Here is a 24,999-nt window from a genome sequence, read left to right on the forward strand (position 1 = left end):
CAAGAAATTTACTGAAAACTTAGCCGATCGCCTGGGATGCTGCCAATTGGATTCCGTGGCGATCGAGCAGCTCTTGCACCGGAATCTTGGTGTAATCCTTGCTATAAAAATCATCATGCACCACTTGCCCGTCCCAAATAATGATATCTAGGTCGATCGTCCGGGGGCCAGATTTAATTGGCCCCTTGACACGCCCTAGGCGCTTTTCCAAATCCTTCAAATATTGATTAAATTCCAAATAGCTTAAGTTGGTGGATACCCAATAGGCTCCATTCAAGAAATCATCCTGATCTTGATAGCCAACAGGAGCGGTCACAATGTAAGCGGATTTATCAACCAGTTGATGTTCCTGGGCTAAAATTTGCTCCGCTCGCTGGCAATGGTGCTGGGGTTCAATGTTGGAACCAACGGACAAAATTGCTTGATACATGGAATTTAGCCTCAGAAGCGGGATCAAACGTTGGTTAAACGGGCACAGGCGATCGCTGGAAAAAAGGGCGATCACCGGTTGGGATCGCCCTTATGTTTATTGCTTAATTTGGGTGGTCTGCTCGTAGGTCACGGCATTTTGCCCCACATTGGTTAGGGATTCGCCCCCATCCACAAACAAAATTTGCCCATTCACAAAAGGATTATTCAGGATATAGTTCACCGCTTGAGAAATATTTTCCGTAGAGCCTTGTTGCTTCACGGGAATGCCCTGAACTCGCCACTGAATATAGTCACTGGTGCGGCTCCCGGCGGGCAAAATGACACCCGGAGCAATGCCATTAACCCGCACTTGGGGAGCCAGTTCAATCGCCGCCAATTTTGTAAATTCTGCCAAGGCTTTTTTGGAGAGCAAATAGGCTGAATATTGATATTGGTTGAAAGCCACCTTGTTGTCGATGATGTTAATCACACAGCCGGTTCCGCCGTTTTTGGCAAAGGCTTGGGTGAGGAAGTAGGGGGCTTCAAAATTCACCTTAAATTGCTTGGCAAACAGGTCAGGCGTTGTCTCTGCGATCGGGGCTGCGTCATACACGGAAGCACTGTTAACCAACAGGTTTAAATCGCCAAAACGCGATCGCACGCGATCGATCAAAGGCTGCATGTCCAGTTCATGGAGTAAGTCAAAGGGAAACAGCTCGCATTCCACTCCCAAAGCGCGAAATTCCGCTGCTGTTTCCTGGGCTGCATCGTGGGAGGAACCATAGTGCAGGGCAATGTTGTAGCCTGCTTTGGCCAAACCGAGGGCGATCGCCTTGCCAAGCCGAATGGCGGAACCCGTAACCAGTGCCGTACCTTGAGTTTGGGTCATGATTGGGGGAAATAGAGTATCAGAATGTCCTGGGCAATCGCGACCCAACGAGTTCAAAACAACGCAATTAAGCAGTTTAAACTGATTATTAATATTCTGTTACGTTCTGGCTCATCTGCGGTTGATCGGTAGCGGATGAGCGCTCAAGGGCTTTGGAAAAATTCTGGCTTGTTCTGAGAGGATGTCCAAAAAGCCCAAACTACTACCTTGTGGGTTGTATTAATCGACGAAGACAAGGGGCTTAAGCCCCTTGCCCCTGCGGCTACTAGCACCTTTACAAGTACCCCAAGTTACTTCTCAGATATCCTTTCAGAACGAACGGCTTGAATGCCTGCAAAGATAACGGAAGGATCCTGGTGTAAATCAACCGTGAGGGTTGGGTCAATTGCCCGGAGATATTGCACGATCGCGGGGCCATCGCCGCCGGTAATCACTGCCGTGCCGTGGGGATAGCGCGATCGCCAGGTTTGCAACCAAGTTTGTGCCAGGACGGTCACGCCCCAGACCGTACCACTGGCGATCGCCCCGATCGAGTCCTGGGCCCAGAGGGTTGGGAGTTGGGTGGGTGGCAGCACGGCCGGCAGGGCGGCAGTTTTTTCCGTGAGGCTGCGCAATTGCAACCCCAACCCCGGCGCGATCGCCCCGCCGATCAGTTGCCGGTTGGGATCCACCGCCGTCACGGTCAGGGCCGTGCCGCCATCAATCACCAGGGCCGGGAATCCATAGCGCTGACCTGCGCCCAGCACAGCCAAGGCGCGATCGATCCCCAAGGTGGAATACAGCCCCCCGATCGGGAGATCGGCCAACGTGATGATGCGCCAGTCAGCCCGATCGCTCCATCGATCGAGTGCCCCCGGAACCACTGAGGCGGCCCAAACGGGTCGCTCTAGGGCCAGATGATCCGGGGGCGGCTGCGCATCATCCCAGATGCGATCGAGCCGATCGCCCGTCCAATCGCCCCAATGCCAGCGCGAATTCCCCACCATCAGCGATCGCCAGCGATCGGCCCCATCGTTGCTCGTCGCCATCGGGAGCACAATTAATTAAACCTGATGGAAATTAAACCTGATGGGATGAGACCAGCTTAGAACTGGCGCAAAAACCGGAGATCACTGGCATAAACCCGGCGAATATCGTCGATTTGGTGCAGAACCATGGCGAAGCGCTCCACCCCAAAGCCCGCCGCAAAGCCTGAATAGACCTCAGGATCCAGCCCAGCGGACTTCATTACGTTGGGATCCACCATGCCGCAACCCAGCACCTCTAGCCAGCGCCCTTTCCACTTCACATCCACCTCCGCCGAGGGTTCCGTGAAGGGAAAGTAGCTGGCGCGGAACCGCACTTCCACTTCCCCGAAAATTTCGCCCAGGAGGGTTTCGATCGTGCCTTTCATGTCCGTGAAGGTCAGGCCCTCATCGATCGCCAGCAGCTCAATTTGGTGGAACACGGCCGCATGGGTTGCATCCACCGTGTCGCGTCGATAGACCCGGCCGGGAGCCACAACGCGGATGGGCGGTTCGCGCTCTTCCATGTAGCGAAGCTGCACGGCGGAAGTGTGGGTGCGCAGCAGGTTGCCGTCGGGCAAATAGAAGGTGTCGGCCATGTCGCGGGCCGGGTGGTCGGCGGGCGTGTTCAGGGCCTCGAAGTTGTAATAGTCCGTTTCCATTTCGGGGCCATCGGCCACTGTGTAGCCCAAGCCAACGCAGATATCGACTACCCGGTCGATCGTGCTGGCGAGGGGATGCTTGCGGCCTAAGGGGCGATAGGTTCCCGGCGCGGTCACATCCAAGGTTTCCGCATCCAGCCGGGCCCGAATGGCCGCCGCTTGCAGATCTGCCCGTCGGCGATCGAGCAGGTCTTGCACCGCGTCTTTCACTTCGTTGGCCTTGGCTCCAATCCGCGGCCGATCTTCGGCGGGCAGCTTGCCCATGCCCCCCAGTACGGCGGAGATTTTGCCTTTTTTGCCCAGGAAGGCAACGCGCAACTGCTCGATCGCGTCGAGGTCAGGGGCTTGGCCGATCGCGCTTTGGGCTTCGGCTTGCAGTTGGCTCAGTTGGGCTTCGAGGTCGCTGACCTGGGTGGCAGTCATGGCTGAAAACAATTGAGAAAGGCGGCATGGAGTTGGGTTTAATGAATTCGCCGAATGCGCCAAAAAATCGCAAAGCGATCGGCTGAAATCATCACCCGTCCCATCAAAGGATAGAGCATCGGGCGATCGCCCGCTTGTTTTCTGGCCTAAGATCCTGGCCTTAGGATTTGGTTAATTTCAATGATGAGCGAACCTCAAACGGTTGAGACCAGCTATCTGGGCCAGACAAGCCAGCGCCAAACCCCGAATTCCCTGGCGAATCCCCTGGTGATCGGGCTGTTGGGTTTGCTGGTGACCGGTGGAATGCTAGGCGGGGCGATCGGGATTTTGAATTTATCAGCCCCCCGGGCGATCGCCCAAACCCGCCCCAGCCAGCCCAGCGCCCCCAACGTCCTCAATATTCTGCGCGGGTTGCCCCAACCGACCACCGCCCCCGCCAACCGGCCCGCCATCTTTGCGGCCAATGCCTACGGCCAGCAAAGCCTGAACTTCCAGAGCAAATCCAACGCAGAAGCTGCCATCCAGTTCTATCGCCAAGCGCTCGGCCGCCTGGGCTACACCGAACGCACCACCAACACCAGGATTGGGCAATGGGGGTTCAGCATTGTTTTTGACCCACCGGCCAGCTTGGGCCTCAAACCCAGCAGCACCGCCCCGCGCAACACCCTGGAAGTGGGCGACCAAGTGACTGTTCAAGGCAGCGGCAGCCCCTCGGTGGTGTTGGTGTTGCAAGGAACGATGCTGTCTCCTGACACCATGAACACCAATATTCGCTTTGAGGAAATTTAGGGCGCGATCGCCCCTGTCATCAAGCAAGGTCTAAATTGCAATTATTTTTTTAAGGACGCACTGCCCTAGACAAGGGGCCCAGTGGGTGTCGTTATTAAGGCTGAATCGCTTGATATTCCTTGCCTCAATCGTCGTAACAAGGGGCTTAAGCCCCTTGTCCCTTACGATCACGTAGCGGCGGAATCAGGGTTTTAGGCGATTTGGCGATTAGTCCTCAACTTCTCATGATCGCGCAATGATGACGTGGGTGCTTTGGGGATTGGCTGATCGTCTCTGAGCCAGAGTCGCCAAGCGCAATGTCTACAAGCGCAATGTCTAAACATCAGCGATCGAAAATTAACCGGGGAAAATGCCATAGGTTCGGTTAGCACTCCCTTTCCGAGAGTGCCAAATTTGCATACAGTCTTGGGGTGAACCATTGGTAAATCACGGATAGCGACCCCACACCCCTATGGTTAAGATCGTCTCCTTCAGCGACGAATCGCGCCGCGCCCTCGAAAACGGTGTTAACGCCTTGGCCGATGCCGTGCGCGTCACGCTGGGCCCTAAAGGCCGAAACGTTTTGCTGGAAAAGAAATTTGGCATTCCCAGCATCGTGAATGACGGCATCACGATCGCGAAAGAAATTGAATTGGAAAGCCCCCTGGAGAATACGGGTGCTCGCTTGGTGCGCGAAGTGGCCATCAAGACCAAAGATATTGCTGGTGACGGAACCACGACGGCCACCGTGTTGGCCCAAGCCCTGGTGCGCGAGGGCATGAAAAACGTGACCGCCGGTACCAACCCCGTGGCCCTGCGGCGCGGGATTGACAAAACCGTTGCCCGGTTGGTGGCGGAAATTAACGAGCTGGCGCAACCGATCAGCAGCAACGAGGCGATCGCCCAAATTGCCGCCGTGGCCGCCGGTAGCGACCCAGAAATCGGCAGCACGATCGCCAATGCCTTTGATCGGGTCACCCAAAACGGCGTGATCACCGTGGAAGAGTCGAAATCCTTGACCACCGAAGTGGATGTGGTGGAAGGGATGCAGTTCGATCGCGGCTACACCTCGCCCTACTTTGTGACCGATTCCGAGCGGATGATCACGGAGTTGCACAACGTGGCTGTGCTGCTGACAGACGGCAAAATCAATAGCCTCACGGAAATTGTGAGCATTCTGGAAGGAGTGGTGCGCGATGGCAAATCGCTGTTGATCATTGCCCAAGATATTGAAGGCGACGCGCTTTCCACCTTGGTGATCAACAAACTGCGAGGCGTGCTGAACGTGGCCGCTGTGAAAGCTCCGGGCTTTGGCGAGCGCCGCAAGTTCATGCTCGAAGATATCGCTCTCGTGGTCGATGGCCAGGTGGTGAGCGAAGAAACGGGCACGAAGCTCGAATCCTGTGATACCAGCGTTTTGGGATATGCCCAAAAGGTGACGATCACCAAGGATTCAACCACGATCGTGGCGGGCGATCGGGCAGATCAAGCCGCCATTGCCGCGCGCGTTCAACAGCTCAAGGACGAACTGGCCGCCACCGACAGCGACTACGACACCGAAAAGCTGCAAGAGCGAATCGCCCGCTTGATCGGTGGCGTGGCTGTAATTAAAGTGGGCGCGGCCACCGAAACCGAACTGAAGGAACGGAAGCTGCGCATTGAAGATGCCGTGAACGCCACCAAAGCCGCGATCGCGGAAGGGGTGGTGGCCGGTGGTGGGGCAACCCTGATGCGCCTGGCCAAGCTGGCCGAAAGCTTCAAGGCCACCCTGAACGAGGAAGAGGCGATCGGGGCCAGCATTGTTGCTAAAGCCTTGACCACGCCCCTCAGCCAAATTGCCGAAAACGCCGGTTACGAAGGCGCTGTGGTGGTTGAAAAGGTGCGTAACCAGGGCGATCACATCGGCTTCAACGCGCTGACCGGAGCCTATGAAGACACCCAAGCGGCAGGGATCATTGACCCGGCCAAGGTGTTGCGGACGGCCCTGCAAAATGCCGCCTCGATCGCTGGTTTGGTGCTGACCACCGAGGCGATCGTGGTTGATAAACCCGAACCGAAACCCGCTGCTCCCGCTGGTGGTGATCCCATGGGCGGCATGGGCGGCATGGGTGGTATGGGCGGCATGGGTATGGGTGGCATGGGCATGGGTGGCATGGGTATGGGCGGTTTCGGGATGTAATTCCTGGCTCGATCGCCCGTTCCAGTCTCCTTAGCTGCGATTGGGCCCATCTTCATAGGGCCCACCGCAGTTCTCATCATCCAAAAGCTTGCCAGTGCCCCAGCTCAAACACTGAATCAGCGATCTCATCGGCGATCGCATCAGCAATTGAGTTTTAGTTACTGAGTCTCAATTGCTGAGACGTTGAGGCAAACGCAAAAACGCAAAAACAGAGGGCCAGGAATTATCCCAGCCCTCTGTTGCGTTGTGGTGAATTGTTGAGCCTTGTCCTGCAAAAACCAGGAACCGAGCAATGACTGCCCAAGACCTTGACAGTCATCGCCCGATCGCCCCACTTAGCACTTGCGATTAGCGCTTGCGATAGGGCACAGCGGTAGCGATGTTGATGTTGGCCAAAGGCGTGCGGGACACCACCGGCAGCGAGGGGGTTACCGAACGAGCCATGCCGAGGAACCCAGCGGGGCTGCCAGCGCCAATTTTCTTCTCTTGGGGAGTGAAGCGACGCACCGAGTTTTGCCACACCACTTGCGGGAAGCCCAGTTGGCTGCGGTGGTAAGCCTCGTAGCGAGGAGTCTTCAGGTTGAAGGGGGTTTCGCCTCCGGTACGCTGGGGCAGCACACGACGACGCTGGTAAGGAACCGTGTTGTCGCCAAAGTTAGCGGCGTATTCTTCGCTATCCACCAGTGCGTCGATGAAACCTTGCAGACCCTTAGTGGGCAGCAGGATCGACCAAGCGATCTTTTCTCGCTCGCTGTACACGTCACGGCCCAAAATCCGCTGGACGCAGATTTCCACGAAGCGATAGTTGCTGTTGGTGTCCAGGTTCAGGCGGCGGAAGCTATCCGACGTGGCCAAGCCCCGGATGAAATCCTTAACGGTGATTTGACCGTAACGGAGTTGCGATTCCAGGAAGGTTTGGCGGTTGTTAGCGATGTTTTGGTGCTCGCTGAAGACCTGGCGATAGGCCGCCCAGATCAGCTCGTCCATGTCACCGCCAGAGAAGACGTTTTCGATTGCGTAAATTTTCGGTTGCTCTTCACTGCCCACTTCGTAACCAGCCACACGTTGGTTTTGCGAAGAAGGGGAGAAGCTCAATACAGGAATAGCCACGTCAGAATCTCCGTAGTCTCGGTAGTCTCAAAAAGTCACGGGCTTTGTTAACGTGCGCTTGTTAAAGGCACATCGGCTGGCAGGAACCAACAAGGTGACGCTGCCAAATTTGCCATTTTTCAGGTTACGAGATTGCCGCGAGGGCAAGCACGGTTCCTGAAAAACGCTTAATAAAGCTTGACATGCACGGGGAGCCGCGCATGGTTCGCTGTGGGAATGGTGCGATCGCGCCTGTGTTGGCCGGATGGGGCCAGGCGTTGATCGCCCGGTCAGCAGAAGCGCCGAAGCACTCCACTGTTTAAAAGCATTGCTAGCTATCGCAAATTGTACCAAAGCGTTTCGCGTCGCTGGTGGTTCTTCACGAACCAAGTCGGATTCTGAGGAATTTGGCGGGCGATCGCCCCTCAATGGCCAACCCGGGATTTGCTGACCCGATCGTGGCCCACTCAGGCATTACCAACCCAGGCATTACCAACCCAGGGCCGAGATTGCCTGCTCCCGATCGCCCCCGGCCGCCACCGCCGATTGATCACAACCCACCCGCACTTCCGTGCAGAACGTGGCCGTATTGAAGCCGCCAAACCGCTTCAGCACACTGGTGCGCATCCGTAAATTCGGGTTGGGAAACCAAAAACGCTCCACGGAACTCATGGTTTCATATTCCGTGGTTAAAACCATGCCCCCTTCCTCGTCCAGGTGATATTCACCGGCTACGGGAGCCGTTTCCGCATAGCCCCGTTCCCGCAGCAGCTTGCCCCGGCGATCGTCCGTGGCATCTGGCACAATCACCATCACCGTTTGTCCCTCGTGGTTGTCTTCTTCGGAAGCATCCCAGGCCATCAAGCTTTTCCAGGTCACCAGGGCCCCACCGGCCGCGGCGGCAGGGTCAATGTCATACATCTGGCAAATTTCGGCCAAACGCGGATCGGTGACCTCTAGCATTTCCACCTGAATTTCCGATTCGCCCACTTCGGCCCGCCGGAAGGCCAGGTGGTGGGTGACCCGCTGGGATTGCCATTGGCCGGCGCTTTGGCGGAAATAGTCGAGGGCGCTGGTGAGCTGAGGTGCGGTGCTGGTGGCGGTCATAGGATTGGTTTGCAAAGGTTAATTAACAGGTTGAGACCGGTTTGAAGTTGCTTGGGCAGCGGGCCAAAGTGGGATTCTTGAAGACGCGAAAGCGCGGTGGCAGAATTTCGGGTAAATGAATCGGCTAGCGAATGGGCTGATGAATGGTTTGATTAATCGTTAATTTTGAAACAGGTGGCGACCAGCAGGAAACCCCACTTGGAATTTTGCCGGAAATCTTGGGCTGAATCTCGGGATGATTGTCCGAATGGTTTTCTGAATCAACGGACGAATTTGGAATCAAGTTGGACATTTGGTGAAAGACCATGCCCGATCGCCCCGTTGCTCGATCGACCCATGTTGTTGCTCCGGAAGGCTTGCCCATTCACTACCAACCGGCAACCCGATCGCGCCGGTTTTGGTGGGGAGCGGCCTTGAGTGCGATCGCCCTTCATGGGCTGGCTCTCTGGAGTGTGGGGCGATCGGGGGCCCAAGCGGGGCCAGCGGCGGGGCCCTTGCCGGTGGTGCGGGTGACCTTGCCAGCGGCCGGTGGCTCGGCAACTTCAACGGGGCCGATCGCTCCCAATAATCCCGCCAACCCCGTTCCCGCTAATCCCGCGAGTGCTGTGGCGACTAATCCGGCTGCTTCCGGCGCTCCTCCGGTAAATCCCACTGCGGGGCAACCGTTGCGGCCGCTGGCTCCCCTGCGGCAAGTGGATCCGGGTCAACTGCAAGGCTCGGGGGCCGCCAGCCAACCCCGCTGGCCCGGCGAGCCGACTGGTGGGGCCCCGATTCCCGATCGGCCCTTCAACCCCGACCCGATCGATCCGAACATGCCCCCGGACTATGCCGCTCCCGGTTGGCAAAATGCGCCCCCAAATCGCCCGATCGCCCCGAATTCTGCTCCCAATGGAACGGGGCCAAATCCCAATAGCCCGCCCGCTCCCAATGCCGGGAATTCTGGCGGCCCAAGCACCAACCCCAACCCAGGCCAGGGGGGAAACCAAGCATTCGGCCTGGCGATTGTTGGGTTAGAACTAACCACGCCGGGAGATGGCAGCCCGATCGTCCAAGCGGCCGACCTGAGCCGCCTGCCCCAGTTGCAATCCGCGCCGCCGAGTTTGAACTTGCGAGACTATCCAGAGTTAGCCAATTGGACCGATCGAGCGGTGGATTTACGGTTGGCCGTGATGGCCGATGGCTCCGTTGGCTTTGCGGGATTGCTGACCCCGGGCTTAAGTGCGACAACCCAACAGGCCCTCGAAGCCCGCGCCGCCCAACTGCGATTTTTGCCGGCCCTCACTGCCACAGGTCAGCCGATCGCCATCTATTTACGGCTTACAATGCGCTTGTCGCCCAAGGCGTGAGCGCGATCGGCTAGAAAACTCGTCCAAAAAACAGGAAAAAGAACCAGAAATCACATTTTCTCATTAGGGCCTGTCGTCATTTCCTAGGATCAGGTGGCAACGATTGATTTTCCATGTCCCAGTCCATGTCCCAGTTGCTGTAACAAGGGGCTTAAGCATCTTGTCCCCCACGATCTGCCAACGGCAGAATCAAGGCTTCAGACGATTTGACGACACGCCCTAGTCCCAAATTCCAAATCCTAAATCTCAAATCTCAAATCCCATTTCGTAAATTTCAATTCGTAATTAGGGTCTAAGGTCAGCGTTGAGTCAGTTTTCTCCCTTTTCCTCCCCCACGGATCAACCGGCTCAGCCGCCCGCCACTCCCTATTCCGATCGGTTGGGGCGGTGGATGGCTGCCGATTGGCAACAACCGCGATCGGGCTGGTTGGCCCGCTTGCTGTTTTGGGGCATGGCCGGCGTGGCGATCGGCACGATTTCAGCCACCTTGGGAGCCGCCGCAGCCCTGTTCATGCCCCTGGATCCGGCCGTGATGCCCCTCATGCGCCACGAAACCCTAGAGCACCTGTGGCGGAGCGGATTGCAATATCGCCTCCTGCAACCGCTCACCATTTTGGTTTTGGGGGTGGAGCCTTCGCCCGGAATTCCCCTGGGCGCGCCGGAAGCCTTGAATGGTCATGCGGATGCCATTTGGCTGACCCGATTTGATCCCACCGACGGCACTGTGACGGTGATGTCGTTGCCTCGGGATACGCGGGTGGTGTTTCCCAACGGAGCCGTGGGCGCATTGCACGAAGCGGACAGCATCGGCGGTACGGCCCTGGTGCAGCAGTCCGTGAGCAACACCCTGGGCGGGTTGCGGATCGATCGCACCGTGCGGTTGAACCCCGAAGGCTTGCGAGAATTGGTCGATCTGCTGGGTGGGGTGGAACTGTCTGTGCCCCAGGCGATGCGCTACCGCGATCGGGCGGGACAACTCAAAATTCAATTGAATAGCGGTTGGCAAAGCTTGGATGGCAGTGCTGCGGAACAATTCGCCCGCTACCGAGTGGATAGTGCTTGGGGCGAACTCGATCGGGTGCAGCGGTTGCAATTGCTGTTACGGGCCCTGCGCGATCGGGCCCTCAGCCCCAGTGTGTTGCCCCAATTGCCCCAAATTGCCCAACGGGTTCACAAGTACCTGCGCACGGATCTGGCTCGCCCGGAAGTGCTGGCCCTTGTTCACCTGTTGATTCAGCAGGAGCCGGAGCAGGTGCGTCTGTTGCTGTTGCCGGGTCAGATGGATGCCAGCAACTTTTGGAACCCCGATCCCAAGGCCGTTGCCCGCCTGTTGGAAAGCTACTTTCCGCCCGATCGACCCGGCGTTGGTCGGCGCACCAAACTCCTCAGCGCCAGTGCCCGCGATCAATATGGTCAAACCTTCAGCCGCATTTCCGTGCAAAATGCCAGCGGCGATCCGGCCCGATTGGCGGCCGCGATCGCCCAATTGCGGCGGGCGGGGTTCCAGCAAGTGCGAGCGATCGATGCTTGGCCCCAAGTGCAACGGGACACCCAAATCATTGTCCAGGGCGGCGATCTGGATCTGGCTGAGTTGGTGCAACGGCGGCTAGGCTACGGTTCCTTGGATCGATCGGCAACGGGCGATTTAGGTTCCGATATTACGGTGCGCCTGGGCAGTGATGCCGCGCCTTAAGGTTGGATTAGATGGCTCAAAATCTTGAGTATCTAAAATGATATTGCTTAAGTTCTAGGATCTATTGGAACTTAAGAGTCCTAAAGTTTAGCCGATCAAGTCGCTGAGGGAACTGGGTCGATCGCCCTCAAAAACCGGGATTGTGAAGTGGAATTGGCTGCCGCGATCTTTGCCGTCTGACTCGGCCCAAATTTGCCCGCCCAGACCGAGGATAATTTGCCGACAGATCGCCAGCCCCAGGCCGGTTCCGCCCACGGTGCGCCGGAGGGAGCCTTCCTCTTGATAGAACCGATCGAACACGGTTTCCAGGCGGTTGGGTTCAATGCCGCGCCCCGTGTCCGTGATCACCACCTCGATCGCCCCGTCCGGGGTGGGGCCCGCCTCAATGGTCACGGCTCCTTCGGGTTGGGTGAACTTACAGGCATTGTCCAGCAGCTTGGACAGCACTTCCACCAACCATTCCCCATCGGCCCGCACGGGGGGCAACGCTTCAGAAACTTGCGAGGCAATGTGGGGCAATCGATCGCGGGGCACGCGGGCCCGAACGCTGCTGAGGGCCAGTTCCACACATTCCGTGAGCGGCAAGGCTTCCAGGTTCCAATTAACGCGCCCGCTTTCCAGGTGAGACAAGGTGAGAAAATCCTGCACCAGCACGCGCATTCGCTCCGCATCGCCCAAGGCCGTATCCAACATCACTTGGCGCAATTCCAGGGGCATATCCGGTTCCGAGGCCAAGCTTTCCAGGCAAACCTGGATGGTGGAAAGGGGCGTGCGCAGTTCGTGGCCGGTGATCGCAATCAGGTTGCTACGGGTGCGATCGAGCGCTTCCAGTTGCTGATTGAGATCTTCGAGATCGGCGTAGGTTTGGGCCTGCATCAAGGCTGCACCCAACTGAGTGGCAACCGCATCCATCAACCCCGTTTCATCGGCAGACCAAAGGCGCGGCAAACTCCCGCAGTGATGCAGCTCGATCGCCCCCAACAGTTTGTCCCGATAGCACACGGGCACGATCGACCAGGAGGCGATCGCATACTGTTCCGCGATCGCCTGCACCAAGCCCGGTTGGGGTTCCTCATTCAGATCCAGAACGCAAACCCCGCCGTGGTTCTGAAGGGCCGATTGAAAACAGTCCTGACTGATCAGCGGCCAGGATTGTCCCAACAGGGAGGGCACGGCGGCTCCCAGCATTTCATACTGCACCGTGGCCGTAGCATCTCCGTCCTTGCAACGGTACGCAATGCAGCGACAGGAGCGGAGGGCTTGGCCCAATTGGCGCACGGCCACCCCCATCACCTCTGAAGGATCCAAAGATTGGCGGATGGCCGAGGTGATCAGGTTAATCAACCGCTCCTTGCGCTCTTGGGTGGAAATGGAGCGGTAGGCTTTCAGGAGCTTGTATTGCCCCGCTTGCAGATAGGTAACGAGACGATGGGCAAAGGGTTCCGGGTCAATTTCGGGGCGGGTGGGGCCGCCACCTTCGGAAAACTCGGCCAAGGTGCGATCGATCTTGTCACCCAGCTCGGGGCGGTAGGTGCGAATCCGCTCCAGCAAGAGGCTGGCGGCCATCTGGGTGGCCTGTCGATCGAACGTCCAGACCCCCTCAAACCGCCGTACCCGATCATCTGCGCCAAAGCTGCCGGCCCGATCGGCCTGAGACTCACCACCCTGGCGTTCTGCACAGATCAAACAGGCCGCATACCGATCGCCCAACACCACCAAGTGCCACTCGTTGGCCAACGCATCGGTGGGTTCAAAGGCCACCGTTTCGTATTCCCCCGAAGCACTGCGAAACTCCGCCTCCGGGGCCGAGAGCACATAGACTCGATCGCTCTGGTGCGAAATTCGATGGTAGCGGCGGGCTTCCTGACGATAGAACCGTTCTCGCTGAAAGCTGGCAATGACTAAGGGGCGATCGCCTGGCCCCGCCAACACCAAATCCTCGATCGCGTGGGAAAGGGCCGTCAGGGACGCTTTGAAATAGCTTTGGGTGCGCAGTTGCGGCAATTGGCCCAACAACAGATCCAGAATGGACGCGGTTTTGACCCCAGCCAACCGCTGAGGCCCACCCGCCCGCTTCGAAGATCTGGAACGGCGGGCACGATTGATTGAAGAACCCACAGGAGGAGCGCCTTCCATGCGATCCGTTTCAGGCATTGCTTTAGGACTTGGGCAGGGGCAAGGGGGCCGCAACCGCCGTTTCACCATTCTGCCATTGCCCGAGCGCTGGATTCGTGATTTTTGGGAATTTGCCGGGAATTGAATCCGGCATCAGTCCAGCGCTGATCCAGGCAATCAACCCCGAGTCTGCTGCTGGGCGATCGGCTGCTGACAGGCCGACTGCTCACAGGCTGGCCGCGGAGAACCCTATTTTTTGCGTAATTTCTTGCCTAGGCGCGGGGTCGATCGGGATGTGGTTGTGCCATAGCGCATCTCCCAAGCCTTCAGCACAATGAGGTACTCGTAAAAGCTCTGGAGCACACACCAGGCAAATCCCCCGCGTCCATCCAAACAGCCCCCCAGCACAAAATACATATACACAAATCGCACCAGGGGGCGACAGGGCAACCGCAGGGACAAATTCTTGAGGGCCCGCCGCCTTGCCACCTCCGTTTTACCGAAAAATAAGTCGCACCAAGACACGTTGCCCCGCGTCAGTTGGGCCAAGGTTTCCTGGGCCTCATCGGTGGAGTAGCGGTTGTGCTTATCCAGCCAGCGGCTCAGGCCCTTGCTGCAAGTGAAGTGGGGATAGGTTTCTTGTAAAAAACCCGTGGTTCCTTGCACCACCTCCCGTTCCGTGTGGCCGTAGTCATCGAACCGGACGGCATCTTTCCGAAAAAGTCGCAGTTGGTAGCGGGGATATTGGGTGCTGCGGCGAATCCATTGCCCCATGAACATCACCCGTTCAGCCACGTAGTAGGCCTCATGGTGGGCCCGTTGGATGGTTTGGCAACATTCCTGAAAGAGTTCAGGGGTCATCCGTTCGTCGGCTTCCAGGATGTAAACCCAATCATGCCGCGTGGGAATGTGATCGAGCATCCAGGTGCGCTGTTTGCCGTGGCTTTCAAAGGCGTGTTGCACCAACCGCACGGGCGATCGCTGGGCGTAGTCTTGCACGATTTCCACAGTGCGATCGGTGCTGAGGGAGTCAACAACAATGATGTCGTCGGACAGCAATGCAGATTCGATGCAATCTGCAATATCGATTTCTTCGTTGTGGGTGAGGATATAGATCGAAAACATGGTGATTTGAATCGGTGGGCGATCGAGCGGTGACGGCCGATCGAGTCGATGCACCGTTAATTCCGTTATGACTTCCCTAACAATGGTTGTAATTCGCTAACGAATACTGCGATCAGGATGCTTCCTGTTATGGCGTGGCGAAGTCGGTTTCATCTGCAAGTTGGGCGGATCATGATCAGGCTGGCCATTTTTGGAAGATTGATCGCGGTGTTCAAGTCGCGATCAATCTCCAATCCACTCTCTCCAATTCAAAATCAACCTGAGCTGAATCCAAACTGAATCCAATGAGTGAGGCGAGTCAGTTGGTTGAGCCGGTCAGTTAAGCCAGTCAAAAGATTGCCCTAGCTGGCTCGGCTGGCCGGGCGTGCGCGGGAGCCGCGTTTCGTGTAGCCCATCCAGCTCATGAACAAATAACCGACACCCAAAACCAGGCTGCTGAGACCTGTGCGGAGGGTGGTTTTCATGGAGCCGGTTTTGGTGCGCTGCACGAGGTCGGTCTTCCGCTTTTCAATTTCCTGTTGCCGTTCTTGCTTGAATTGGTTGAATTGAGAATCCAAAACGGCCGGGTTCGATCGCGCCTGTTGCAGTTGTTGCACCACTTGCGGCGGCACTTGACCGCTCTTAATCACCCGATCGAGTTCTTGGGGATTTTGCAGCAGGGTCTTGAGCCGATCGCGGAATTGCTCCGCCGGTTCTCCTAGCTGATCCATGGCGGCCTTGGCTTGGGCTTCGATGTTTTCCACTTCCTTGGCGCTGGCCTTGTTCACGCCGTTGATGTAAATCGGTGATAACACCAGGAACAACACACCCAAGGCGCTCGACAAAATCAAAACCCAAAGCCGAGGATTCATCAACGATGTTTTCTTGGCGGAGGGCAAGCCCGATCGGGAATTCATCCACAGCCCCGCAAACAGGAAGCAAATTCCAACCATGGGCACAATGCCGCGACCCACAATTTCAGAAATGGTGTTGAGCAACCATTGAGGATTTTGCAAATCCGGCGGGAAGATCAGAATTAAATAGTCCAGCAGCGAGGAAATGACCAACACAGTTCCAACCACAATGGCGATCAGGGCGGCCAAGGGGGGCGAGGGGCGTTTACCAGCTTTCGTCATAGTCTTAAACTCTCAAACTCTCGGGTTGCTCAGAACGTCTGGATCGGAAGGGTCAAGAAGGGCCAAAAAGGGTCAAAACAAGGGTCAAAAGATTGAGATTCGCATCGAAATATTGGGTCGAAATGTTGAGTCGAAATATTGGGTCGAACTGAAGGCGAACTTAGGCCGATCGACGGCGGCGCGGGGCAGAACGACCACCCGATCCCCCCAGCCCTAACCAGGCGATCGCCAGGTAGGCCACCGATAGGGCAATGCCGCTGGTTCCTGTTTGCACACCCAACCGCAGGGCTGTGGTTCTGGCGCGGGTTTCTAGCTCCTGCCGCCGCGATCGAATGCGGGCCAGCAATTGCAGGGGAAAATCATTCACCCGCTGGCGAATCACCGTTTCCAAGTCAGCCGGATTTGCCTTCAGCCGCCGCATGAACTCCTTCTGGCGTTCATCAAACTGCGGGCTGTTAATAAATTCATTAAACCGAGCATCGTCTTGCAGCAAAAACTGCATCTGCTCCCGAAAAACCTGTTGCTGGCGCTGCAAACTGTTTTTAAATTCGGGCGTATCAATTTGTTTTTCGGCTTCCCGCGATTGTCGGGTAATGGCGGCGAGGGTGGATTGGGCTTCGGCCCGCACAGACAGCAGGTGCGTGGGGGCCATCACCAAAAACAACAGTCCCATCAGCGCCGAAAATGCCAGGGTCGCAACACCCACACCCCTACGCCAAGACCGGCTGACACCGGATTTGATTTCAATCCAGAAGCCCCAAAACAGGAGGCTGACCCCCATGGCTGGCACGATGCCCCGATCGATCAATTGGCGGGTGGTGTCAATCACCCAGCCTCGGTTGGCAAAATCGAATGGAACGGCAACGGCAAGAAAATCAATTAATCCAAGGGCGATCGCCACTGCGCCCCCGATTTGCAGCACGACGGCCGCTATGGGGGCGGAAGTCTGGGAGGAATGTGTACTAGTCGTCATGGAGCGTCCTTAGGAAGCGCTGTTACTGAAGGGGATTACAAGAGCCGGCAGCCAAATCAGGAGGCGATCGAACCGGCTACCATTGCGTCAGGCCAACGCGCGATCGCAATGGGTTGCGAGCCACGATTGAGATCAAAAATTGCAGCCAATGTTTGTGGTCAAAATTTGAAGTCAGCGTTTCATGGCTTTTCCCGTGCCCTATTGTTTCAGCAACTTAGGATAATCGCCCGCTGATTTCGATGAAATTTTACACTTCCAATTTTGGCTCCCAATTTTGGCTTCGAACTTTGATGGATCTTAATTTTGGTAGATCTTGGGCGGGTCTTTCGATTAGCTGTTATTGAATTTCCGATCAATCGGTTAGGCTAGGGGAGTTGACCGGGCCGGGTGGCGGCCCGGGTCTTTAGCATTTTTCGATCATGACCTCAGCGTTCCCAGATCCTGCCAGTGGGGCAACGGATGCGGCTTCCGGAGCCGATGCCCGATCGGAGTCGGCGAATTCGTCTAGTCCATCATTCCCATTTCCTGCTGAATCGCTTCCGGCCCAACTGCCAACGGTGGAAATTTGGCCCGATCGCCCTGAGCTAATTGAGCGAGCGGTGGAAGTGGTTTTGAGTCAAATTGACCATGCCTTGAAGCGATCGGGCCGTTGCACCATGGCTCTGGCCGGCGGCAGCACCCCTAAGCCACTTTATGAGCAGTTGGCTCAAGCGGATTTGGATTGGTCAAAGCTCTTTATCTTTTGGGGAGATGAGCGCTATGTGCCGCCCACCAGCCCAGACAGTAACCAGCGAATGGCCCGGGAGGCTTGGCTCGATCGGGTGCCCATTCCCGCCGCCAACTGTTGGCCCATGCCCACCGACGGAGCCAGCCCAGCGGAGGATGCGGCGCGGTATGAGGCTCAATTGCGGGCCCTGTTTTGCGACCAGTGGGGGCTAGCGGAAGACTTTCCCAGCCTGGATCTGGTGTTGCTGGGTTTGGGAGATGATGGACATACGGCTTCCTTGTTTCCCAACACCGCTGCCTTGGCCGTGCGCGATCGGTGGGTGACGGTGGGCAATCGGGGTGACGATCCCCGCATTACCCTGACTGTGCCGGTGTTGAACCAGGCAAGCTGTACGATTTTCTTGGTCTCGGGGGAAAGCAAGCAACCCGCGATCGCCCAGGTGTTTGCACCTTGTGACGATCCCACCTTGGCGGCTTTGCTAGACCAAACCTATCCAGCTCGATTGGTGCGCCCGGTGTTGGGGGAACTGTGGTGGCTGTTTGATCAATCGGCTGGAGAGCGACTGGAGTTCTAGGCGCTGGCTGATCGGTTAATCAGCGGTCAAGCCCGGCGGCCTGGAGTCCGAAATTATCCGAACTTGTCCGAAATTGACTGAACGACTGAACGACTGAATTTTGGTTCCTCTGCTCCTTTGCAAGCGCCCAGGCGCGATCGGCTCCATGGTTAATTGTCCTAATTGCAATCACGCAAACCCAGACGATGCAGTAACTTGTGAAGCCTGCTTCACGGCCCTTCCCACCCTGCAAAGCTGTCCCCGTTGCGGTGCGCCGGTTCTGAGTGATGCCAACTTCTGTGGGCAATGTGGTCACAATCTTCAGGCGGCTCCCTCGATCGCGCCCTTGCCGGCCCCCAGTCCCGTTGCGGCCCCGCCTCCCTTGCCTGCGCCGCCAGCACACCCCGATAGCGATGAAGAGATCACCGATCTCACACAGCCGATCGGGGCATCGCTGTTTCCAGTAAATCCCGAAATCGAGCCGATCGGGTCTTTAGGTGATCCCGCTGAACCGCCTACGGCCTTGGTGGGAGCCACCCCAGAAGCAGCGCCCATTCCGGGAGCCGTGACGCAATTGCAGCGGACGATCGCCCGATTGGTGCATGTTCATAGCGGCGCGGTTGTGATGTTGCCGGAGAACCTCAGCCTCATCCATTTGGGTAAACCCAACGATCGCGTACCGCCGGACATTGATGTTTCAGGATTTCCCCACGCGGAAGTGGTGTCTCGGATCCATGCGGACATTCGAGTGGAGGGCGATGCCCATTACTTGGAGGATACGGGCAGCGCTAATGGAACTTATGTGAATGGTCTGTTTCTGGCTCCGGGCAATCGGCATCGGTTGCGGCCGGGCGATCGCATTGCCTTAGGCAAGCATGATCTGGTGTCGTTTTGGTTCCAACTGGGCAGTTAAGCCTGCGATTAATCTTTTAATCTTTCTCGGTTGGCCTTCAAATTGCCTAGGATTTGCTGAGTATTTGCTGGGTACTCATCAGTCTTCAGTTGAATTGGCTGCCGCAAATTGCTTGAATGAAATGGCTGTAATCGGTAGTTACCATGAGCATCAATGTTGTCAATCTGGTGGGGCGCGCTGGCAGTGATCCCGACGTGCGCTATTTCGAGTCTGGATCGGTGAAATGTCGCTTGACCCTGGCGGTGAACCGCCCTTCGCGTAATCGCGATGATGGGCCCGATTGGTTCAATTTGGAAATTTGGGGCAAAACCGCTGAGGTAGCCGCCAACTATGTGCGCAAAGGCAAGGAAATTGCAGTGCAAGGCAGCCTAAAAATTGATACCTGGACCGATCGCCAGTCTGGGGCCCAGCGGACTAGTCCCGTGGTGGTAGTGCGCGATTTGCAGCTTTTGGGTTCCAAGCGGGATGCCAGTGAAGGGGGCGGCAATGGCGGCGGCTATAGCGATTATGACGAATTTTGATCTGCAAATTAGTTTCTGCAAATTAATGGGGAATTGATCTGCAATTGGTTTGGGATTGATCTGAAGCATTAGCCATAAGCAGCGGTTGGTTAACATGCAATTCGGCGCTGCGACTTCTAATTAAGAAGGCTTTTTGAAACTTCAAACCTGACTATCCAAAATCGATCCTTTACTAATTCCAACAGTCAAAAAAGACAAGGGGTTTAAGCCCCTTGCTCCTGACGATCGCCCAATCAGAACATCAAGGTTGAAGGCGATTTGATGATGTGGTTTCGGCTCCCTTTCCTGAGGGCTGCTGGCCTTGGGTTTGACATCGCAAAATTTGACATTGCAAAAGACGTTGCCAGCGGCCCCTGAACAGGCGATCGAAACCAGCGCTCGAAACCAGCGCTCGAAACCAGTGATCGGAACAACGCTAAAACCCGTTAGGGCGCGCGATTGCTTGGTGGGTGAGTTCCGTACCTTGTCGGCGGTTCCGACCGGTGCAACACTTGAGAGCAATTAGCCGCCCTTGATGGTGCTGGCCGCGTGACGGATCGCTGTGCGGCAAAGAGCGCTATCCTGGGCGATCGCGCTTCTTTCACCCTGCATTTTCCCTTCAACCCCATGCAAGCTCGCCGAATTGCCCGTGAACTGGCTCTCCTCAGCATTAGCCAGCTCCCCAATAAACCTGAAAAACTCCAAGACCGCGATCTAAAAGATCTGTTGCAAGCGGCCGTGCGTACCCTGATGACTGAGGTGCGGGAAACCCTGGAGATGGCCAGCGCAGAATTGCAACGGGGCAATGAGCGTTTGCTCAAAACGGAACTGTTGCGGGAGGAAATTCGGGCCAGCGATGCTCAGCGATCGGTGGCCATGGTGAAGGAGGCGATCGAGTTCACTCAATCTGCAATCAATCGCTTGGGCATGGCTGTTGAACTGCCAGAGATGCTGCAAGCGGCGGGACAACTGAACGTACAAGATTACGCTCTGGATTTGGTGACAAAGGTGGCTCGCTACCAAGCGGAGATTGACCAAACCTTGACGGACAGCATGGTGGATTGGCAATTAAGCCGATTGGCACGGATCGATCGGGATATTTTGCGCATGGCGATCGCGGAAATTTGTTATCTGAAAACGCCACCGCAAGTGGCGGTTAACGAAGCAGTGGAGCTGGCCAAGCGCTACAGTGAGGCCGACAGCTACCGATTCATTAACGGTGTGTTGCGCCGGGCGATCGACCAAATGAAGGCCACCCGTGCCTAGGGGCCGCGCTACTCTGTCTTTAACTTTTTGTTTCCTGGCTCCTTTGCCTTCCTGTCACTGCTAAGGTCGCGATCGATGGTTTTTAACTGGTTCCAACGTCAGTTTTCCCAAGAGAAGTTTTACGTTGAGTTTGACTCCGACAAGCCCACGGATGCGCAGCCCACGGAAACAGCCCCGGAAACGACCCCCACGGCCCCAGAAGGGGAAGCGGAACCCGACCCTGAGCCTCAGGCCGAACCGGAACCGGTCGCGGTTGAGACGCTGACGGTGGAGTTGATTCCGGAGCCGGAACCGGAACCGATCGCTGCTTTGGAACCGGAGCCAGAACCGGAGCCAGAGTCGATCGCCCCAGAGCCAGAAGTAACCGAACCAGAATTACCAGAACCAACCGAGCCAGAATCAACACGGGAGCGGTCACGGGCGCAACCGGTGCGGCGATCGGTTCCGGCTCCGGTGTTGGTGGCTGAAGAGCCGGAACCCGCCCCAGAGCCGGAACCAGTGATAACGGCTCCTTCCAATGCGGATGAGTTGTTGCAGTGGGCCAAAGCGGCTTACCAAAACCTTCAGCAACCGCCAGTTACCCCAGAGCCGGAACCGGAACCCGTTGAGTCAACGGAGCCGATCGCGGCAGCTAGCCCCACCCTTCCGGAGTCGGCTTCCTTGCTGGAGCGGGCCGAGGCCGATCGCGTGGAACGGCTGGAACGGGTCAAGGCCGAGGCAATTGTGGAACCGGAACCGGAGCCGGAACCTGTGGCCGAAGCGGAACCGGCAGCCCTGCCACCGGGGGCGATCGTTTTTGATGAAAACTTCCTGTGGTCGGCGGAAATTTTGGCGGCCCAGGGTCGTCGCCCGGAAGATATTTCCGCCGAGGAAATTGAGTGGCTCACCCGTTTGCGCCAAGGGCTAGACAAAACCCGCCGCGGCCTGGTGAATCAGCTTAAGTCCTTGGTTGGTCAGGGGCCGCTGAATGCGGATGCGGTTGAGGAAATCGAAGCCCTGCTGCTCCAGGCCGATGCGGGCGTGGAAGCCACGGATGCGATCATTGGCGCTTTGCAAGACAAGGTGCGCGAAGAAGCCCTGCCCCCCGAAGCGGCGATCGCCTATCTGAAACAGATCTTGCGGGATTTGCTCGATCGCCCCATCCGCGAGGCGGGCGCAGATACTTTGCCCCTATTGGCTCCCGAAAAAGGCAAGCTGAACATTTGGCTGATTGTGGGTGTGAATGGGGCAGGCAAAACCACCACGATCGGGAAGTTGGCCCGCCTGGGCAGCAAGTCCGGTTACCGCTGTTTGATTGCAGCGGGGGACACCTTTCGGGCCGCCGCCGTGGAGCAGGTGAAAGTTTGGGGCGATCGGGCCGGTGTGGAAACGATCGCTAACCCCGGCAAAAACACCGACCCCGCCGCCGTGGTTTTCGATGCGATTACCGCCGCGACTGCCCGCGAAACGGAATTGCTGTTGGTGGACACCGCTGGCCGTCTGCAAAACAAAAAGAACCTGATGGATGAGCTGGCCAAAATCCGCCGGATCATCGACAAGCAGGCCCCCGGCGCGATTGTGGAGTCGCTGTTGGTTTTGGATGCCACCCAAGGACAAAACGGCCTCCAGCAAGCTAAGGTCTTTGCAGAAGCCGCTAAACTGAGCGGCGTAGTCCTCACTAAACTTGACAGCACCGCTAAGGGGGGGATTGCCCTGGCGATCGCCCAGCAGCTCAATCTCCCCATTCGGTTCATTGGTGCGGGGGAAAGCATTGAAGCGCTGCGCCCCTTCTCTAGCTACGAATTTGTGGAGGCGCTGCTCAACGGTTAGGCGATGGTTAGTCAACGGTTAGTCCGTGGCAATCGGGGGGTGGGATTGACCAACAAAACCCAACACCCGATCGAACAGTCCTACTGACAAGCCCTCCCTGAATTCTGTTGTTTTGTTGGCAGTCCAGTGATTTGGCGCTACCATAGCTAACTCAAAACTGGGCGCTCTGGCACGATCGCTCATCGATCCTTGAAATGTCCGCTGCCCCTGCCCCTCACACCTCATCGCAACCTCCTGACCCGGCTGATCTGTTAGCGGCGGGCGACAATACCCCTGTCTTTGCCCTGAAAGAACTGGTTGCCCGTCTCAACCGCGAACAATACAAAGTCCAAGACCTGCTCAGCTCGCTGGGGTTTGCCCTCCGAAGCTTCAAAAATCTGAATCAGTTTCTGGAGCTGATTCCCCTGATTGCCACTCGAGTAGCCGATGCGGACGGCGGGGCCTTGGTGCTGTTTCGGCCCAATGGGCAAGTGCGCCTAGAACAGTTGCACTGTCAGGAGTTAGGGGATCACCGCTGTCAGGTGCGGCCCATTCGACGGGCCCTGGAGTTGGCCACGCGCAAGGTGACAGGGGTGCTGACGGCCAATGCCACCAAGGATCACAAGGTGGAATTTGATCCCGGCGCGATCGCCCTGTTAGATCAAACCGTGGCCGATTCCTTGGGAACCGGCGTGCGGGTCTTTGGGGCATCCATTTTGGTAAATGAAGTGGAGCGTGGCCGGCTCTATGCCTTCTGTTGTGCGCCGGATTTTGCCTGGACTTCCAAGCGCCAAAAACTGGTGCGATTGGTGGCGGATCAAACGGCCGTGGCGATCGACAATGCCGACTTAACCGTTGAGCTGCGGAAAAAGGAACGGCTCGATCGGGAATTGGAAATTGGGGCCGAAATTCAACTGCGGTTGCTGCCGCGCCAATATCCCAAAATCCAAGGTGTTGATCTGGCGGCCCGTTGCGAAACGGCCGATCGGGTGGGTGGCGATTATTACGACTTCATCCCCGTTTGTCGCAATGGCTCCCCCAGCCTGAGCCGCAACGCCCAAACAAAACTCGGCGGCACGGAAACCACCCCCTGGAGCATCGCGATCGGGGATGTGATGGGCAAAGGCGTGCCCGCTGGCCTGATCATGACCATGACCCGGGGCATGTTGCGGGCTGAGGTGTTGAACGGCCATTCCCCCGCACGAATTTTGCACCATCTGAACCGGGTGATGTATGCGGACTTGGAAAATTCCCACCGGTTCGTCACCCTGTTTTATTCGGAATATGACCCGAAAACGCGGATTCTGTCCTACAGCAACGCGGCCCATAACCCACCGCTGCTTTGGCAATCGCGATCGGATCAAATCGTGGCTCTGGACACGGAAGGCATGTTGATTGGTCTAGATGCCAACAGTGAATTCAACGATGCCCAAATTCAGCTTTATCCGGGCGACACGATCATGTTTTTCACCGATGGCTTCACCGATGCGGCTGATCCCCGTGGCCAACGGTTTGAGGAAGATCGCCTGCGGGATGGGTTTTATTGGGCTTGCCACAACTACGACAACGCCCAAGGAATTCTGAATCACTTGTTTGATCGGGTGCAGGAGTTCATCGGTTCCGAAAATCGTAATTCCGACGACATGACCGGCATTGTTCTGCGCATTACCCAAGAGCCGCAACTGCCAGATTTACCGCGATCGACCGCCATGCAGCTAGCCTGAGGCAAGATTCAAGAGTATTTTGGAGAATTAATCAACTTTGCTGAAGAGCAGCGTTTGCTGAAGAGCAGCGAGTATGTCCCAGGCAGATTGCCCACTGGATTTGCAGGTCAGGCTCCCCGGCCAGAACTCCTGACGATTGACCAAATCGGTTGAATTTTCTCGCAAACTGGTTACTGTGGAATCACTCAACCCGAGGGGGGTGCCCTGAAGGATCGTTGTCGCAGAGGTACTGATCATGCGTCATCCCATGGATTATGAAACGTCTTCCCAACCGCCCGTTAATTCCACTGGGCGACGGCGCTGGCTGCGGTTCGATCGACGATCGAGCTGGGTCAGTACCTTGCTTTGGGCTGTGATTGGCTGCTTAGTGGTGTTCCTGTTGGGCAGCTTGGCCCAGGGGGCAATGGCCGGCGGCCCCAGCCTAGCCCATCCCACGCTCTTTGCAGCTCAGTTTGAAACTCCCGATTTCATGGGTCAAATCCAGCGATTTTGGTCTCATTTTGTGCAAACGGGGCAAATTTGGGCCCTGTTGATCGGTCTGGTGTTGGGATACATCATTCGCCAAGCCACCACCTACGGCTAAGCTTCGACGGCGGGCAGCAAGCTTGGGATTGTCGTCGCCATAAGCA

General features: G+C 56.9%; 22 protein-coding genes. 12 read left to right on the forward strand and 10 right to left on the reverse strand.

The genetic code is table 11. The annotated features are described in order from the left end of the window. Positions 1-19: 19 nt before the first annotated feature. The 4 genes from folK to pheS form a co-directional block, all read right to left on the reverse strand. Entirely contained in the window at positions 20-430 is a 411-nt protein-coding gene (folK, locus tag VPK24_RS12985) for a 2-amino-4-hydroxy-6-hydroxymethyldihydropteridine diphosphokinase (protein WP_393013948.1), read from the reverse strand. Between the two features lie 96 nt (positions 431-526). Continuing rightward, positions 527-1,300, reverse strand: coding sequence for an SDR family oxidoreductase (locus VPK24_RS12990; RefSeq protein ID WP_393013950.1), 774 nt, complete (start codon positions 1,298-1,300; stop codon positions 527-529). Between the two features lie 290 nt (positions 1,301-1,590). Further along, on the reverse strand, positions 1,591-2,328 hold the full coding sequence (locus VPK24_RS12995) for a pantothenate kinase (RefSeq protein ID WP_393013952.1): 738 nt from the start codon (positions 2,326-2,328) through the stop codon (positions 1,591-1,593). Between the two features lie 56 nt (positions 2,329-2,384). After that, complete coding sequence (gene pheS, locus VPK24_RS13000) at positions 2,385-3,389, reverse strand: phenylalanine--tRNA ligase subunit alpha (RefSeq protein ID WP_099534160.1); 1,005 nt, start codon at positions 3,387-3,389, stop codon at positions 2,385-2,387. Between the two features lie 180 nt (positions 3,390-3,569). Here pheS and VPK24_RS13005 point away from each other — a divergent pair, with 180 nt between their 5' ends. Beyond that, positions 3,570-4,178: a hypothetical protein gene (locus VPK24_RS13005; RefSeq protein WP_393013954.1), complete on the forward strand. Its 609-nt coding sequence runs from the start codon at positions 3,570-3,572 to the stop codon at positions 4,176-4,178. A 451-nt stretch (positions 4,179-4,629) separates the two neighbouring features. After that, complete coding sequence (groL, locus tag VPK24_RS13010) at positions 4,630-6,336, forward strand: chaperonin GroEL (RefSeq protein ID WP_393013955.1); 1,707 nt, start codon at positions 4,630-4,632, stop codon at positions 6,334-6,336. Between the two features lie 348 nt (positions 6,337-6,684). Here groL and VPK24_RS13015 read toward each other — a convergent pair whose 3' ends face one another. Continuing rightward, positions 6,685-7,446, reverse strand: coding sequence for a phycobilisome rod-core linker polypeptide (locus VPK24_RS13015; protein ID WP_393013957.1), 762 nt, complete (start codon positions 7,444-7,446; stop codon positions 6,685-6,687). A gap of 468 nt (positions 7,447-7,914) precedes the next feature. Next, complete coding sequence (locus tag VPK24_RS13020) at positions 7,915-8,532, reverse strand: phycobiliprotein lyase (protein WP_393013959.1); 618 nt, start codon at positions 8,530-8,532, stop codon at positions 7,915-7,917. Positions 8,533-8,837: 305 nt separating this feature from the next. On the opposite strand from VPK24_RS13020, the gene VPK24_RS13025 reads away from it, so the two are divergent. Then, a complete protein-coding gene (locus VPK24_RS13025; RefSeq protein ID WP_393013960.1) occupies positions 8,838-9,878 on the forward strand; it encodes a hypothetical protein in 1,041 nt (346 codons plus the stop codon). A gap of 304 nt (positions 9,879-10,182) precedes the next feature. Next, entirely contained in the window at positions 10,183-11,571 is a 1,389-nt protein-coding gene (locus VPK24_RS13030; protein WP_393013962.1) for an LCP family protein, read from the forward strand. 87 nt (positions 11,572-11,658) lie between these two features. On the opposite strand, the gene VPK24_RS13035 is transcribed toward VPK24_RS13030, so the two are convergent. After that, on the reverse strand, positions 11,659-13,623 hold the full coding sequence (locus VPK24_RS13035; protein ID WP_393014194.1) for a DICT sensory domain-containing protein: 1,965 nt from the start codon (positions 13,621-13,623) through the stop codon (positions 11,659-11,661). 82 nt (positions 13,624-13,705) lie between these two features. Here VPK24_RS13035 and VPK24_RS13040 point away from each other — a divergent pair, with 82 nt between their 5' ends. Next, on the forward strand, positions 13,706-13,831 hold the full coding sequence (locus VPK24_RS13040) for a hypothetical protein (RefSeq protein WP_393013964.1): 126 nt from the start codon (positions 13,706-13,708) through the stop codon (positions 13,829-13,831). Between the two features lie 104 nt (positions 13,832-13,935). Here the strand turns inward: VPK24_RS13040 and VPK24_RS13045 are convergent, their stop codons facing one another. The 3 genes from VPK24_RS13045 to VPK24_RS13055 all read right to left on the reverse strand — a co-directional run bounded on the left by VPK24_RS13045 (position 13,936) and on the right by VPK24_RS13055 (position 16,899). Continuing rightward, positions 13,936-14,811 carry a glycosyltransferase family 2 protein gene (locus tag VPK24_RS13045; protein WP_393014196.1) on the reverse strand — a complete coding sequence of 292 codons (876 nt, stop codon included), beginning with the start codon at positions 14,809-14,811 and terminating at the stop codon, positions 13,936-13,938. A 341-nt stretch (positions 14,812-15,152) separates the two neighbouring features. Continuing rightward, positions 15,153-15,926 (reverse strand): HpsJ family protein, encoded by a 774-nt coding sequence (locus tag VPK24_RS13050; RefSeq protein WP_393013966.1) that lies wholly within the window; start codon positions 15,924-15,926, stop codon positions 15,153-15,155. A 160-nt stretch (positions 15,927-16,086) separates the two neighbouring features. Then, positions 16,087-16,899, reverse strand: coding sequence for an HpsJ family protein (locus VPK24_RS13055; RefSeq protein WP_393013968.1), 813 nt, complete (start codon positions 16,897-16,899; stop codon positions 16,087-16,089). A 419-nt stretch (positions 16,900-17,318) separates the two neighbouring features. On the opposite strand from VPK24_RS13055, the gene pgl reads away from it, so the two are divergent. The 7 genes from pgl to VPK24_RS13090 all read left to right on the forward strand — a co-directional run bounded on the left by pgl (position 17,319) and on the right by VPK24_RS13090 (position 24,953). Continuing rightward, positions 17,319-18,200 carry a 6-phosphogluconolactonase gene (gene pgl, locus VPK24_RS13060; RefSeq protein WP_393013970.1) on the forward strand — a complete coding sequence of 294 codons (882 nt, stop codon included), beginning with the start codon at positions 17,319-17,321 and terminating at the stop codon, positions 18,198-18,200. A gap of 145 nt (positions 18,201-18,345) precedes the next feature. Further along, positions 18,346-19,092: an FHA domain-containing protein gene (locus VPK24_RS13065; RefSeq protein WP_393013971.1), complete on the forward strand. Its 747-nt coding sequence runs from the start codon at positions 18,346-18,348 to the stop codon at positions 19,090-19,092. Between the two features lie 143 nt (positions 19,093-19,235). Next, positions 19,236-19,613, forward strand: a complete 378-nt coding sequence (locus VPK24_RS13070) for a single-stranded DNA-binding protein (protein ID WP_099532498.1) — start codon at positions 19,236-19,238, stop codon at positions 19,611-19,613. A 606-nt stretch (positions 19,614-20,219) separates the two neighbouring features. Beyond that, positions 20,220-20,858, forward strand: a complete 639-nt coding sequence (gene nusB, locus VPK24_RS13075; RefSeq protein ID WP_393014198.1) for a transcription antitermination factor NusB — start codon at positions 20,220-20,222, stop codon at positions 20,856-20,858. Positions 20,859-20,933: 75 nt separating this feature from the next. Then, a complete protein-coding gene (ftsY, locus tag VPK24_RS13080; protein WP_393013973.1) occupies positions 20,934-22,667 on the forward strand; it encodes a signal recognition particle-docking protein FtsY in 1,734 nt (577 codons plus the stop codon). 194 nt (positions 22,668-22,861) lie between these two features. After that, positions 22,862-24,370, forward strand: a complete 1,509-nt coding sequence (locus VPK24_RS13085) for a PP2C family protein-serine/threonine phosphatase (protein WP_393013975.1) — start codon at positions 22,862-22,864, stop codon at positions 24,368-24,370. Positions 24,371-24,773: 403 nt separating this feature from the next. Then, a complete protein-coding gene (locus VPK24_RS13090) occupies positions 24,774-24,953 on the forward strand; it encodes a hypothetical protein (protein WP_370567123.1) in 180 nt (59 codons plus the stop codon). Positions 24,954-24,999: the final 46 nt, after the last annotated feature.

Origin of the sequence: Limnothrix redekei LRLZ20PSL1 (assembly GCF_043235035.1) — a bacterium.
Taxonomy (GTDB): Bacteria; Cyanobacteriota; Cyanobacteriia; order CACIAM-69d; family CACIAM-69d; genus CACIAM-69d.